Here is a 14,160-nt window from a genome sequence, read left to right as displayed (position 1 = left end):
TACCGTTGATATGCCGGGTACCGCGAACAAATTCATTATCACCATGACGCACTCTGAAATGCTTCGCGAAGCCCATATCGACCAACCCCTGATAACCGCGCCATCCATCAGTATTAATGACGCCCTCAACAGAGATATGTCCTCTGATAACCTTTTGTAACGCTGCTTTTGAAGCATCGGAAACGATTTCGGTATAAACCCTGTCTCCTCGTTTAAGTATGCCGAAAACAATCGTTTTACCGTCTGCACCGCGCCCGCGTTTGCCTCGGATACGTTTTGCACCGAAATAGGATTCGTCCAACTCCACTATGCCGCAGAAAGGTGTCTGCCGCTCACATTCGCCAGCCAATCGCCGCCGTAGTTTCAGGTACAGGCTGTTGATGCTTCTGACGCTAATCCCTGTCAGTTTGGCGGTGTCGGAAGCTGTCAGATCCAAGGAGAAAAGCCGTAGGATTTGCCGGAATTTTGGCTCGGTAATTTTGCTTCCTAAGCCCCTTCGGTTTTAGGGCAATTGCTGTTATTCACTAAAGGCATCGTTTTCGGCATAAGGGACAAAATGGGTGCTAAAATCCTTGAAAGCCTTTCAGGATAAGGCTTTCAAGGATTTTAGCACCCATTTTGTCCCTTACGCCCATTTTTCTAGTCTAACAGAGCTATTCTGCTAGTCTAGAGCCTAACCTTTATTGCAGCCGTCCGGGCTGCGCATTATGGAGAATCTTATGCCGTATTGCTTGGCCAATGGCACAGCCTCTTCGATCCGGAATTGGAACACTGTCTGGCTACCCGTTTGGATTTCTACTTCTTCTTCGGTTTTGATGACATCACTTTACCCGACCACAGCACCCTCTGCCGTTTCCGCAATTGGCTGGCACAGGATGATACCTTGGCCGGGCTTCTCGAGTCGATTAACCGCCAGCTGACCGAAAAAAGTTTAAAAATAGAGAAAGCCCCGGCGGCAGTGATTGATGCCATCATTCAAACCGCCGGCGGCAAACAGCGTCAGGCCGTCGAAACCGATGAAAACGGTGTCACCGCCGAAACCTTACCTAACAAAGACAAGGATACGCGCTGGGTGAAGAAAGACGGCAAATTCACCTTGGGCTACAAATAACACACTCGCACCGATTCGGAAGGCTATATACGGTTACTTGATTGTTCAGGTAACCGCCCGGATGGGGGGCGGTATTTTGTAAAGGTCTCGGCCTGTACCTGAAGTTGCGCTGGTGCTTAGCTGAAGAATGCAAACAGCACACGCCTTTCTACGGCATCATAGAATCAGACGAATTCTATTTCGGCGCAAAGCGTATCCGAGGTAAACGCGGGCGCGGAGCGGGCGGTAAAACCATCGTTTTCGGCATCCTCAAACGAGGCGGCAAGGTTTATACCGAAATCGTTCCCGATGCTTCCAAAGCAACGCTGCAAAAGGTTATCAGAGGCCGCATCACGGTCGAGAGTGTGAGCAATACCGATGGCAGGCGGGGCCATCATGGATTGGTTGACATGGGTTTTGCGAAACATTTCAGAGTGCATCACGGCGACAATGAATTTGTTCGCGGTACCCGGCATATCAACGGTATCGAATCCTTTTGGAGCTACGCGAAGCATCGCTTGGTGCAGTTTAACGGTGTGCCGAAGCATACCTTTTGCCTGCGTTTAAAAGAAACCGAGTTTTGCTTCAACCACCGACATGATGATCTGTATAAAGTACTATTGAAAATGTTGTGGGAAGACCCTTTAAAATGAATTTTGCTTCCTAAGCCATAAACAAGATAGGCCGCAAATAATTGCGGCCTATCTTGACGGTTTATTTTGGTGGGTCCGGTGGGTTTCGAACCCACGACCAAGGGATTATGAGTCCCCTGCTCTAACCCCTGAGCTACAGACCCGGGTTGCGCAGAGAGCGGTATTGTAAACATATTCCGCCGTCGGCACAAGGCCGCTTGAAAGCGCGGCGGGCAAATAAGGGCGGAAAGTTTTGCTATAATCGCCATCATTTCAGCACGCATCCGGCAGGCCGTCTGAACGCTTTGCAATTTTTCAGACGGCCTCGAAAGAACTTCAATGAAATATAACGACTTACGCGACTTTATTCAAAAGCTTGAACAAGAAAGCAAACTCAAACGCATCGGCATACCGGTTTCGCCGCATCTGGAAATGACCGAAATCGCCGACCGCGTGTTGCGCGCCGAAGGGCCGGCCTTGTTGTTTGAAAACGCCGTGCGCGCCGACGGCAGCCGTTATGATTTTCCGGTGTTGGCCAATTTGTTCGGCACGCCCGAACGGGTGGCGATGGGCATGGGGGCGGAGAGCGTGGCCAAATTGCGAGAAATCGGCCAAACGCTGGCTTATCTGAAAGAACCCGAACCGCCTAAAGGTTTGAAAGATGCGTTTGCCAAACTGCCTTTGCTGAAAGACATTTGGAGTATGGCGCCGAATGTGGTGAAAAAAGCGCCGTGCCAAGAGATTGTTTGGGAAGGCGGAGAAGTCGATTTAAACAAACTGCCGATTCAGCATTGCTGGCCCGAAGATGTCGCGCCTTTGGTAACTTGGGGGTTGACCGTTACGCGCGGCCCGCATAAAAAACGCCAAAACCTCGGTATTTACCGCCAGCAGTTAATCGGCAAAAACAAGCTGATTATGCGTTGGTTGGCGCATCGCGGCGGTGCGTTGGATTTTCAGGCGCATAAAAAAGCGTATCCGGGCATGCCGTATCCCGTTGCCGTGGTGTTGGGATGCGATCCGGCCACTATTTTGGGAGCGGTTACGCCAGTGCCGGATACTTTGAGCGAATATCAGTTTGCCGGTTTGCTGCGCGGTTCGCGCACCGAATTGGTGAAATGTATCGGCAGCGACTTGCAGGTGCCGGCGCGGGCCGAAATTGTGCTGGAAGGGGTGATTTATCCCGACGAAACCGCGTTGGAAGGCCCTTACGGCGACCATACCGGTTATTACAACGAGCAGGATTATTTCCCCGTGTTTACCGTCGAGCGCATCACCATGCGTGAAAACCCGATTTACCACAGTACCTACACCGGCAAACCGCCCGACGAACCGGCCGTGCTCGGCGTGGCCTTAAACGAGGTGTTTGTGCCGCTGTTGCAGAAGCAGTTTCCCGAAATCGTTGATTTTTACCTGCCGCCCGAAGGCTGTTCCTACCGCATGGCGGTGTTGAGCATCAAGAAACAGTATGCCGGACACGCCAAGCGCGTGATGATGGGTTGCTGGAGCTTTCTGCGCCAGTTTATGTACACCAAATTCATTGTGGTGGTGGACGACGATGTAAACTGCCGCGACTGGAAAGAAGTGATTTGGGCGATTACCACACGCATGGATCCGGTGCGCGATACAGTGCTAATCGAAAACACGCCGATTGATTATCTCGACTTCGCCAGCCCCGTTTCCGGCCTCGGCGGTAAAATGGGTTTGGACGCCACCAACAAGTGGCCGGGCGAAACCGACCGCGAATGGGGCAGGGTAATTGAGCGCGATGCCGCCACGGTGGCCAAGGTTGATGCCATGTGGCGCGATTTGGGTTTGTGATGTTGTGGATTGCTTGTTGGACGGTTTGATGGTTGTGTTGGAGTTTTTAAGCTAGGCTAAAAGCAGGTGTACTACATTTTGATTTTGGCTGGTGCTGTTGATAGCCTTTGGCTTGATGTTGTGGTCAATATTCACGCTGATCTAGCGGGAAACCGGTTTATGGTGCAAGGGCGTAAACCTGTAGGAAACGGCTTCTGTAGCAGATTGACTTAACTTTCGCTACGGCGTTATTGCGCCTTAGCTCAAAGAGAACGGTTTTGTAAGCCGCTAAAGCGGCAACAGAATCGGTTTCGTATTACTTGTACTGTCTGCGGCAAACTGTCTGCTTCAGATCGAAAATTTATCTTGTTTGAAATAGTGCCGTCTGAAAACGAATGTTTATTTTCAGACGGCCTTTACAATTAAAAGGCCATAAAAAAAGGAAACCGAAGTTTCCTTTTTTTATGCAAATATCGGGCGCTTAGGCCAAAGCGGCTTTGGCTTTTTCTACCAATTGAGCGAAGGCGGCTTTATCGAACACAGCCAAATCGGCCAAAACTTTGCGGTCGATTTCGATGGCGGCGCGTTTGAGGCCGTTCATGAATTTGCTGTAAGACAGACCGTTTTCACGGGCACCTGCGTTGATACGCACAATCCACAGTTGGCGGAACTGGCGTTTGCGCTGGCGGCGGTCGCGGTAGGCGTATTGGCCGGCTTTCATTACCGCCTGTTTGGCAACGCGGTAGACGTTTTTACGACGACCACGGTAGCCTTTGGCTAACGCTAATACTTTTTTGTGACGGGCACGTGCGGTTACACCGCGTTTTACGCGTGGCATATTCTATACTCCTTAAGCGTAGGGTAACATTTTGGCAACAGAAGCCAAGTCGCGATCGTTCACCATAGAGGTGCCGCGCAGTTGGCGTTTGTTTTTGGTGGTTTTCTTGGTCAGAATGTGGCGTTTGAACGCATGGGCGCGTTTCACGCCGCCGTTACCCAGTACTTTAAAGCGTTTTTTGGCGCCCGACTTGGTTTTCATTTTAGGCATGGGATACTCCATATCATTTATTAGATAAGGCATAAGGGGCTTTAAAACGCGGTTTTAAACACTTGAAACCCTGATGCCACGGTTTTTGCCGCTGAGTGTGAACCTGCTTCGCACGGCAGCTCGAAGCAAGCCTGAAATTATAGCTTTATTTCTTTTTGGGTGCAATCATCATTACCATCTGGCGGCCTTCCATTTTCGGGAACTGCTCGACGGTGCCCACTTCGGCCAATTCTTCTTTCACGCGCTCCAAAAGCTGCGCGCCCAGCTGTTGGTGCGCCATTTCGCGGCCGCGGAAACGCAGGGTTACTTTCACTTTGTCGCCGTCGGCCAGAAAGCGGTTGATGTTGCGCATTTTGATTTGGTAATCGCCTTCGTCGGTGCCGGGGCGGAATTTGATTTCCTTAATCTGCACCTGTTTCTGGTTTTTCTTGGCTTCGTCGCGCTTTTTGGCTTGTTGGTATTTGTATTTACCGTAGTCCATCAGCTTGCACACAGGCGGTTTGGCGGTGGGGGAGATTTCCACCAAATCCACCTCTTGCTCTTCTGCCATGGCCAGAGCTTCTTTGAGTGATACCACACCGAGCTGTTCGCCGGTTCCACTGAGTAGGCGCACTTCTTTGGCGGTGATTTCGCCGTTGATTCGTGCTTCGCGTTCTTGTGCGATGATGATGTCTCCTATAAGGGTTTTGCGGTGATGCACTGTTAGGTTGCAAACGGGCGCATCGCGATATTTCAGTATTGTAAACGGTTTTCAGACGGCTTGTTTGATTTATAGCGGCTTAAATTTAAATAGTACGGCGTTGCCTCGCCTTGCCGTACTACTTGTACTGTCTGCGGCTTCGTCGCCTTGTCCCATTTTAAATTTAAGCCGCTATAGATTATTGAAAAACGTTTCAAAGGCCGTCTGAAGAATCCGTATCTGTTTTAAAACTCTGCTTTCAGTTCTTCTTGCAGGCGTTGGATGAATTCTTCCACTTTCATGCTGCCCAAGTCTTCGGCTTTGCGGCGCACGGCCACTTGGCCGTTTTCTTTCTCGTTTTCGCCCACTACGATTTGGTAGGGGTAGCGGTATTGGCTGTTGTCGCGGATTTTATAGCCGATTTTTTCATTGCGCAGATCAAGCTCGGTGCGGAAACCGGCGGCTTTCAGTTTTTCCACCACTTCGCGGCAGTAGTCGGCCTGTTTTTCGGTGATGTTCATCACCACCATTTGCACGGGGGCGAGCCACAAAGGGAAGGAGCCGGCGTGGTTTTCGATGAGGATGCCGATAAAGCGTTCCATCGAGCCTAAAATGGCGCGGTGCAGCATCACGGGGCGTGCGCGGCCGTTGTCTTCGGTAACGTATTCGGCGCCGAGGCGTTCGGGCAGCACGAAATCGAGCTGGATGGTGCCGCACTGCCACGAGCGGCCGATGGCGTCTTTGATATGGTATTCGACTTTGGGGCCGTAAAACGCGCCCTCGCCGGGCAGCTCTTGCCATTCGATGCCGCAGGCGGTGAGGGCGTCGCGCAGGCCTTGTTCGGCTTTGTCCCAGATTTCGTCGTCACCGGCGCGTTTTTCGGGGCGCAGGGAAAGTTTGACCGATACGTTTTCAAAGCCGAACTGTTTGTACACTTTCATCACCAGTTCGTTAAAGGCTTTGGCTTCTTGGGTAATCTGCTCTTCGGTGCAGAAGATGTGGGCGTCGTCCTGAACGAAACCGCGCACGCGCATCAGGCCGTGCAGGGCGCCGGAGGGTTCGTTGCGGTGGCAGGAACCGAATTCGGCCAGGCGCATGGGCAGGTCGCGGTAGGAGCGCAGGGTGTGGTTGAAAATCTGAACGTGGCCGGGGCAGTTCATCGGTTTGACGGCGTAGGTGCGTTTTTCCGATTCGGTAACGAACATGTTTTCCTGATAGTTTTCCCAGTGGCCGGATTTTTCCCAGAAGGCTTTGTCCATCATCAGGGGGGTTTTGATTTCCTGATAGCCTGCGGCTTCGAGTTCGCGGCGCATGTGTTGTTCGATTACCTGCCATAAGGTCCAGCCGCGCGGGTGCCAGAACACCATGCCGGGGGCTTCGTCTTGCAGGTGGAACAGATCGAGCTGTTTGCCCAGTTTGCGGTGGTCGCGTTTTTCGGCCTCTTCCATGCGGGTGATGTAGGCTTTCAAATCTTCTTTGCTCGCCCATGCGGTGCCGTAGATGCGTTGCAGCATTTCGTTGTTGCTGTCGCCGCGCCAGTAGGCGCCGGCCAGTTTGGTGAGTTTGAAGTTTTTGAGGAAGCGGGTGTTGGGCACGTGCGGGCCGCGGCACATATCCACATATTCCTGATGGTGGTAGAGGCCCATGGCTTCGACTTCGGGCATGTCTTCAATCAGGCGCAGTTTGTATTCTTCGCCGCGCTCGGCGAAGGTTTTGATGGTTTCGGCGCGCGGGGTCATCACTTTGATAACGTCGTAATCTTGGTTAATCAGCTCTTTCATGCGCGCCTCGATGGCGGCCATATCTTCGGGCGTGAACGGTTTTTCGGTGGCGATGTCGTAATAAAAGCCGTCTTCAATCACGGGGCCGATCACCATTTTTGCGTCGGGGTAAAGCTGTTTTACCGCATGGCCGACCAAGTGGGCGCACGAGTGGCGGATGATTTCCACGCCTTCGGGGTCTTTGGGGGTGATGATTTGCACGGCGGCATCTTCGTTAATCGGATCGCTGGCGTCGCGCAACACGCCGTTTACCTTGCCGGCCACGGTGGCCTTGGCCAAGCCCGAACCGATGGACGCGGCAATCTGCGCCACGGTAACGGGGGCTTCGTATTGACGGACGGAGCCGTCGGGCAAGGTAATATTAATCATCAAAAACACTCCAAAACCGGCAAGCCTTTTCAGACGGCCTGCCGCGTAGAAAACAGATGTAAAGAAACAACAAAAGCGGCCCGGGGCGTGCTTTTGTTGTCGGCAATTTTGGTAGGTATGATTGGATTCGAACCAACGACCCCCACCATGTCAAGGTGGTGCTCTAACCAACTGAGCTACATACCTGAAAATCGAATTTCGCGAAGCTGTGAATTATATGGGGCTTTGCACGCTTTTACAAGTTTGCGCCCGTTTGCGCGGGGCGCAGAGGCCGTCTGAAAACCACACCGCAACTGCGCAAGAATCGGGCTGCCGTTTGCGCCGCAGCCGCTACAATAACAACCGTAGCTGCACACGCACCGGAGGATAACATCATGAAAAACGCCAGCACCCTGCAATTTGCCCGCATCGCCGCCGCCATCGAATATCTTTACGACCATTTCCGCGAACAGCCCGCATTGGAAGAGGTGGCCGCGCACGTTCATGTCAGCCCGGCGCATTTGCAGCGTCAGTTTCAAAATTGGGCGGGCGTAAGCCCTAAAAAAATGCTGCAATACATCAGCATCGAAAATGCCAAGCGCGTGTTGCAACGGCAGGGCAGCGTTCAGACGGCCGCGTTCGAGAGCGGCTTGAGCGGCAGCTCGCGTTTGCACGACTTGTTTGTTTCCATCGAAGGCATGACGCCGGGCGAATACAAAAATGGCGGCGCAGGGCTTGAGATTTGCTACGCTTTCGCGCCCGGCTCGTTCGGCGACGTGTTGGTGGCCGCCACTCCGAAAGGCATCTGCTGGCTCGCCTTTGCCGATCAGCACCAACAGGCTTTGCAGGATTTGGCCGCCGAATACCCGCAGGCACGGCTTACCGAAGCCGCCCATCCGCTGCACGAAAAAGCCTTGGCCGCCTTGGGCGGGCAGACTGCACAAACCATACCGCTGCATTTGAAAGGCACGCCGTTTCAGCTCAAAGTGTGGCAGGCACTGTTGCAGATTCCCGCAGGCCGTCTGAAAAGCTACGGCGGTTTGGCCGCCGACATCGGTCAAGCGAACGCCGCCCGCGCCGTGGGCAGCGCAATCGGCAGCAACCCCGTGGCCGTGCTGATTCCCTGCCACCGCGTGATTCGTGAAAGCGGCATCATCGGCGGCTACCGCTGGCAGCGCGGGCGCAAAATGGCCTTGTTGGCCAAAGAATTGGAACGCACCGTATGAACTTGGATTTATTCGACACGCCGCCGCAGCCCGAGGCCAACCTGCTGCCTTACGACGGCATTGTGAATGATTACGGCGTGATTTTCGCTGCACACCGAGCCGATGCCTTGCTGGATGCGCTGTTGCGCGATATTCCGTGGCGGCACGACGAAGCCGTGATTTACGGCCGCCGCATCACCACCGCGCGCAAAGTAGCGTGGTATGGCGACGGCGCGTTTTCCTACACCTATTCGGGCATCACCCGCACCTCCCTGCCGTGGAGCGGCGTGCTGCCTGAAATCAAACGCACGGTAGAAGCACGGCTGGCCGCCGTCAGCCCTACCGTGCTCAATTCCTGCCTGCTCAACCTTTATTCAGACGGCCTCGAAGGCATGGCCTGGCACAGCGACGATGAAAAAGAGTTGGGGCGCAACACCGTGATCGCCTCGGTGAGTTTCGGTGCCACACGCAAATTTGCGTTCAAACACAAGCGCACGGGCGAAAAGCGCGAACTGATGCTGGCGCACGGGCAGCTGCTCGTGATGCGCGGCGAAACGCAAAGCCATTGGCTGCACGCGGTGATGAAGAGCGCGAAAATACATGAACCGCGTGTCAATCTGACCTTCCGCACCATATTGCGGGCGGACGCGCGAATTTAATAACGGCGTTACATATTTTCAGACGGCCTGATGCTTCGCAAAACACCTGAAGGCCGTCTGAAATGCTTAAACCCCGTCATTCCCGCCTGCGTGGGAATGACGGGGAGGTTTTAAATGCAAACATTCCGGCCTGTTATTGTGACGCGTGTTCAACGGGTTGCGCCGGTATCAGCTGCCGATAACCCCGCCGTCGTTTTTGGTGATTACCACGGTGGCGGTGCGCGGTCTGCCGCCCGAGGGGCCGTCGGGCCAGGAGGAAACGGCTTTGGGGTTGCTCGGGTCGCTCAAGCCTTCGCTGGGTTCGCCGGGGTGCTGGATGTTGATAAACAGGGTTTTGTTGTCGGGCGTAAAGGCGATGCCGGTAACTTCCGCGCCCCTGGGGGCGGTGAGGAAGCGGCGGTATTCGCCGCTGCCGACGATGGTGGCGACCATTTGGTTGTTGCCCATGCCTGCGTATTCTTTTTGGTTGATGGTCGATGAGGAAACGTCGGTTTGAATCCACAGCACGCCGCGGTGGTCGAACGATAAGCCGTCGGGGCTGCCGAAATCGTCGCCTTTGATGTTGCCTTTATGCTCGGCTTTGGCGGCTTGTTTGTTGCCGGCCAGCACCAGAATGTTCCAGTCGAATGCGGTTTGCGTGCCGTCGCCGCCTTTTTCCTGCCAGTGGATGATGTGGCCGAAGCGGTTGTCGTTGCGCGGGTTGGCGGCGTCGGCGCCGGGTTTGCCTTCTTTGCCGCGCTCGTTATTGTTGGTGAGCGTACAGTAGAGGCTGCCGGAAGCGAACGGGTCGGCGCTGATCCATTCGGGGCGGTCCATTTTGGTGGCGCCGAGCAGGTCGGCGGCCATGCGGGTTTTCACCAATACTTCGCCTTGGTCGGCAAAGCCGTTTTCGGCGGTGAGGCCGTTTTGGCCGTGTACCAGCGGCAGCCAGTCGCCGCTGCCGTCGGCATTGAAACGGGCAACGTACAGCGTGCCTTCTTCCAACAGGCTCATATTGTGGGCGCGGTTGCCGTTGCCGGGGCGGTAGGCGTTTTTCGAAACGAATTTGTAGATGTATTCGAAGCGCTGGTCGTCGCCCATATACACGGCCACACGGCCGCCCGGTGTGACGGTGACTTCGGCGCCTTCGTGTTTGATGCGCCCCAGGGCAGTGTGTTTGCGCGGGGTGGATTGCGGGTTGAAAGGATCGATTTCGACCACCCAGCCGAAGCGGTTGGCTTCGTTAGGGTTTTTATCGCTGTTGAAGCGGTTGTCAACGCCGCTCCACAGGTATTCTTTTTCTTCGCGGCCGATGCCGTAACGCTTTTCCAGTGCGGTCATATTGCCGGAGGGTTTGGTGAAAATGTCGCTCCAGTTTTCTTCGCAGGTCAGATAAGTGCCCCACGGGGTTTTGCCGTTGGCGCAGTTTTGCATGGTGCCCAATACGGTGGCGCCGCGCGAATCGGCTGCGGTTTTCATCAGGGAATGGCCGCGTGCCGGGCCGCTGATGCTCATCGGGGTGTTGACGGTGATGCGGCGCGCGTAGGCAGACGGGCGAACAATTTCCCAGCCGTTGCCGCTGCGGCGCACTTCGACCACCGACACGCCCATGGCGTTTTGGCCTTTGCGGGCTTTATTCAAATCCCAGTTGGCGGTGCCGTCGGGAAACAGCAGGCCGTTGTCGATATATTCGTGGTTCATGGCCAAGAGGCCGTGGTCGGCGCGGTTGCTGCCCAAAGGCAGCGGAAAGAACGCCATGCCGTCGTGGTGCATACCGGCTTGATAGGCTTGCTCCTGTGTGCTGTTGGAGGCATCGGGTTTGAAGGCGGGCATTTTGCCGGCAATGCCTACGGGGTCGCCCCATTTGTAGAAGGCGCGGGCGGTGTAGCCTTCGGGCACGACTACTGTGTCTTGCGTGGAAAACGGCACGCTTTTGAAGCCCAAGCGGCGGGCGCGGGCGGAAGATGCGGCGGCGGTTTTTGCCTGTGCGCCGCCGCTTTGCAGCAAACCCAGGGGCAAAACGGCGGCTGCGCCGGCGGCCGCGCTGCCTTGCAGCAGGCTGCGGCGCGAGAGTTTGGCTTGTAACACTTGGAAAAACGCCGGGTTGCTGCTGGTGTTGCTGATGTCGTCGGCGTGGCGGCTTTTAATCAGGTAGGGCTTGCTCATCGGTAAACGCTCCGTTGCGGTTGTTCGGGTTCCGCAGGAGAGCTTACCGGGCTTGTGTGAAAACTTGATGACGAAACATGAAGGCCGTCTGAAAGATTGCGCATGGCTGCTTTCAGACGGCCTTTTGTCGGTATCTCAAACAGCGGCTAAAACAGCCATTGCGACACGCAGTAAATCGCCAACCCCACCAAGCCGCCGACCAATGTGCCGTTGATGCGGATAAACTGCAAATCGCGGCCGACGCTCAACTCCAGTTTTTCCACCATCTGCGAGCTGTCCCAGCCTTTTACCTTGTCGGCCACAAACAGAGCCGCTTTGTCTTTATAGCGCATCACGAAATCGCGCACCATCAGCGAAATGCGCACATCGGTGCGGCGCATAAACTGCGGGTAACGCTGCGCCTGCGCAAGCATATGGTCGAGCAGTTTGTTCAGTTGCGCCAGCCACACCGAATCGGCTTGCTGCACGTCGTTTTGCGTCCAGGTTTGCAGGCTCTGCCAGCTTTTTTCGAGCATTTCGCGCACGGCGGGGGATTGGGCGAGCTGCATTTTTCCTTGTTCCAGCCGTTTGTGCCACAGGCGGGAACGGCTCAGGGCGTCGGCCATGCGGTCGTATTGTTCGTTGAAGCTGCGGTGGATGCGGTGGTTCGGGTCGGCCAGCGCGGCAGCCAGATAGCCGTCGGCCCAATCGAGGGCTTTTTCCGACACCCAGCCGTCCACTTTATCTACCAGCGTGCCTTTGAGCGAGGCTTTCAGTTTTTCCCAAGTGCTCGGTGCGTCGCTTTCGATTTTGGCCGCCCACTCGCGCAGGTTTTGTTCGAGCAGCAAACGAGTTTCAGGGTCTTGCAGCCAGCGGCGGGTCTGTTTCAGCACGGCGTTAAACAGCGTTTCGTGCAAACCTTGCGCCTTCAGGGCTTTGAGGCCGTCTGAAAGCGTTTTGCCGATTCTTTCGCCGCTGTATTGTTCGGCCAGCAGCATGCCCAGAAAACGTGCGGTTTGCTCGGGTTTGGCCACTTTGAAGAGCGCGGGCAGTTGGGCGGCCAGCCACGGCAGCCATTGGCCGCGGGTTTGCGGCCGGGCCAGCCACGCCAGCAGTTTTTCGCTCGGCGCGGCCTGATACACGCGCAATGCAATCGGCCTGCCTTGCAGAAAATTGTTTTCGATAAACCGCCCCAGCTCGTCGGCAATGCGGTGCTGGTTGCGCGGCAGAATCGCGGTGTGCGGAATCGGCAGCCCCAGCGGGTGGCGGAACAGCGCGGTAACGGCGAACCAATCGGCCAGCGCGCCCACCATCGCCGCTTCGGCAAAGGCTTTCACATAACCGAGCGCGGGATAGTGTTTGACATACGCGGCCGATACGGCAAAGAGCACACAGGCCAGCAGCAGCAGCCCCGTGGCCCAGCGGCGGCTTTTTTTCAAACGCGCCCTCGCCCTGTTGGTGCGGGCTTCGGCAGACAAGGTGTGCATGGCGGCCTCCTGAATATGATGGTTTTGATTATACCGTTTCGGCCGCAGCGGATAAAACGCTTGTGGAAATGCTTAATTTTTAGGCAATTTAATTTTTATTTGGAAAATAATGGGTTTAAGTGTTTTATCCACAAGCCATGCACACGCAGATAAACAGTTTCACGGTATTTCTCACTTTGGTGCTTAAATTTTAAGCATAGTAAATTTTCCGTTATATTTCAACAGCGGTTTAATGTTATCCACAGAATACGCACAATATTTTCGGCGGTTGGCGTGGGTAAATCGGAGAGGTTGGCAAGCGTATCGTTAATTCATAAAGCAGGCCGTCTGAAAAAATATTTTTCAGACGGCCTGCTTTTTTGTTGGTTTGTTTGCCGTTAAACGGTAGCGTCTTCCAACACTTTCTCGCGCACATAGGCTTCGGCGGTGTCTTTCAGCGCAAAGCGGTCTTGGCCGGGGAGGGCGGCGGGGTGTATCGGTTTGGCGAAATCCACGCGGATATGCAGCTCGGGCATGGAAACGATGCGCCACAGCGATTTGGCCAGGCTCACATCGGCATAAGAGGGGGTATCGGTGCGGCGGCCGTTGTGGTCGTAGTAGCGCAAAACCATGGTTTGAATCGGCGCATCGGCATCCATCGCCGACTGGAACAGCGCGGCTTTGAACGGCAGCACGTCCAGCCCCGACGAAGTTTTGGCCTCGGGGAAAAAGCTGACGTTCTGCCCGGCTTTCAGGGCGGCGGCGATGGCTTGGTTGATCGGTTCCACATCTTTGCGCGAATTGCGGTTGATAAACACCGTGCCGGCGTTGCGGCCCATTTTGCCGAGCACGGGCCAGGTGCTGATTTCCTGCTTGGCGATAAAGCTGCTGGGAAACAGCGCGCTCATGGCAAAAATGTCCAGCCACGAAACATGGTTGGCCACCACCAGCGTGCCGCTCACATGAAAGTGCTCGGGCGGCGTGGTAACGTTGAGTTTCGCGCCCACGGCCTGCAAAGCGGTGGAACCCAGCGTAATCAGTGCTTTGTCGCGTGCCTGCGGGTCGCTGCCGTCGAGATTGCTCAAGTTGCGGCCGGTTTTAAACAGCCAAACGGCCAGCTTGGCCAAGCGCGCGAGGCGCAGGGAAATCGGGGCTTTTTGTCGGGACATGGTGCGGCGTTTGTGAAAGGTGTGGGCGGGGATTATAACAAGCGGCGGGGGTTAGCGGAACGCGGGGCGGGTTAAGGCGCGAGGAAAGCTGTGTAAAGTTGGGCGGCGGAACCGATGGCGGCTGATATAGCGGATTAACTTAACTTTCGCTACGGCGTTGCT

The 14,160-nt window shown here is 55.1% G+C and carries 11 protein-coding genes, 2 tRNA genes and 2 pseudogenes; 5 read left to right on the top strand and 10 right to left on the bottom strand.

The genetic code is table 11. The features are described 5' to 3' along the window. Positions 1–478, bottom strand: a 478-nt coding sequence (locus tag NQ012_RS06730; RefSeq protein ID WP_257066832.1) for an IS1595 family transposase, incomplete at its 3' end; no start/stop codon positions are given. Positions 479–721: 243 nt separating this feature from the next. Between NQ012_RS06730 and NQ012_RS06725 the strand changes: the two are divergent. Both NQ012_RS06725 and NQ012_RS06720 read left to right on the top strand, forming a co-directional pair. Then, positions 722–1,108, top strand: a pseudogene (locus tag NQ012_RS06725) (transposase); the annotation flags it as partial. A 95-nt stretch (positions 1,109–1,203) separates the two neighbouring features. Then, positions 1,204–1,743 (top strand): annotated as a pseudogene (locus tag NQ012_RS06720) (IS1595 family transposase); the annotation flags it as partial. Positions 1,744–1,810: 67 nt separating this feature from the next. Here NQ012_RS06720 and NQ012_RS06715 read toward each other — a convergent pair. Then, positions 1,811–1,886, bottom strand: a tRNA-Ile gene (locus NQ012_RS06715). Between the two features lie 175 nt (positions 1,887–2,061). Between NQ012_RS06715 and ubiD the strand changes: the two genes are divergently transcribed. After that, entirely contained in the window at positions 2,062–3,540 is a 1,479-nt protein-coding gene (gene ubiD / locus NQ012_RS06710) for a 4-hydroxy-3-polyprenylbenzoate decarboxylase (RefSeq protein WP_257066828.1), read from the top strand. A gap of 460 nt (positions 3,541–4,000) precedes the next feature. Here the strand turns inward: ubiD and rplT are convergent, their stop codons facing one another. From rplT to NQ012_RS06680, 5 genes are all read right to left on the bottom strand, one after another. Next, positions 4,001–4,357, bottom strand: a complete 357-nt coding sequence (rplT, locus tag NQ012_RS06705) for a 50S ribosomal protein L20 (RefSeq protein ID WP_085366087.1) — start codon at positions 4,355–4,357, stop codon at positions 4,001–4,003. A gap of 12 nt (positions 4,358–4,369) precedes the next feature. Next, positions 4,370–4,567 (bottom strand): 50S ribosomal protein L35, encoded by a 198-nt coding sequence (rpmI, locus tag NQ012_RS06700; protein ID WP_257066827.1) that lies wholly within the window; start codon positions 4,565–4,567, stop codon positions 4,370–4,372. Between the two features lie 145 nt (positions 4,568–4,712). Next, the gene (gene infC, locus NQ012_RS06695; protein WP_115336341.1) at positions 4,713–5,234 is read right to left on the bottom strand and encodes a translation initiation factor IF-3; all 522 of its coding nucleotides are present in this window, start codon (positions 5,232–5,234) and stop codon (positions 4,713–4,715) included. Between the two features lie 257 nt (positions 5,235–5,491). After that, complete coding sequence (gene thrS / locus NQ012_RS06685) at positions 5,492–7,396, bottom strand: threonine--tRNA ligase (protein WP_257066825.1); 1,905 nt, start codon at positions 7,394–7,396, stop codon at positions 5,492–5,494. A gap of 109 nt (positions 7,397–7,505) precedes the next feature. Continuing rightward, positions 7,506–7,582 (bottom strand) — tRNA-Val (locus NQ012_RS06680). A gap of 188 nt (positions 7,583–7,770) precedes the next feature. On the opposite strand from NQ012_RS06680, the gene NQ012_RS06675 reads away from it, so the two are divergent. Continuing rightward, a complete protein-coding gene (locus NQ012_RS06675) occupies positions 7,771–8,601 on the top strand; it encodes a bifunctional transcriptional activator/DNA repair enzyme AdaA (protein ID WP_257066824.1) in 831 nt (276 codons plus the stop codon). Then, the gene (locus NQ012_RS06670; RefSeq protein WP_257066823.1) at positions 8,598–9,239 is read left to right on the top strand and encodes an alpha-ketoglutarate-dependent dioxygenase AlkB family protein; all 642 of its coding nucleotides are present in this window, start codon (positions 8,598–8,600) and stop codon (positions 9,237–9,239) included. The genes NQ012_RS06675 and NQ012_RS06670 overlap by 4 nt, the downstream gene beginning before the upstream one ends. A gap of 168 nt (positions 9,240–9,407) precedes the next feature. On the opposite strand, the gene NQ012_RS06665 is transcribed toward NQ012_RS06670, so the two are convergent. The 3 genes from NQ012_RS06665 to NQ012_RS06655 all read right to left on the bottom strand — a co-directional run bounded on the left by NQ012_RS06665 (position 9,408) and on the right by NQ012_RS06655 (position 13,998). Then, a complete protein-coding gene (locus NQ012_RS06665) occupies positions 9,408–11,384 on the bottom strand; it encodes a PhoX family protein (RefSeq protein WP_257066822.1) in 1,977 nt (658 codons plus the stop codon). A 146-nt stretch (positions 11,385–11,530) separates the two neighbouring features. Beyond that, entirely contained in the window at positions 11,531–12,850 is a 1,320-nt protein-coding gene (locus NQ012_RS06660; RefSeq protein ID WP_257066821.1) for a DUF445 domain-containing protein, read from the bottom strand. 377 nt (positions 12,851–13,227) lie between these two features. After that, positions 13,228–13,998: a 1-acylglycerol-3-phosphate O-acyltransferase gene (locus NQ012_RS06655; RefSeq protein WP_257066820.1), complete on the bottom strand. Its 771-nt coding sequence runs from the start codon at positions 13,996–13,998 to the stop codon at positions 13,228–13,230. Positions 13,999–14,160 lie beyond the last annotated feature (162 nt).

Origin of the sequence: Neisseria dentiae, assembly GCF_024580525.1 — a bacterium.
GTDB lineage: Bacteria > Pseudomonadota > Gammaproteobacteria > Burkholderiales > Neisseriaceae > Neisseria > Neisseria dentiae_A.
This window is presented reverse-complemented; position numbering and strand designations above follow the sequence as displayed.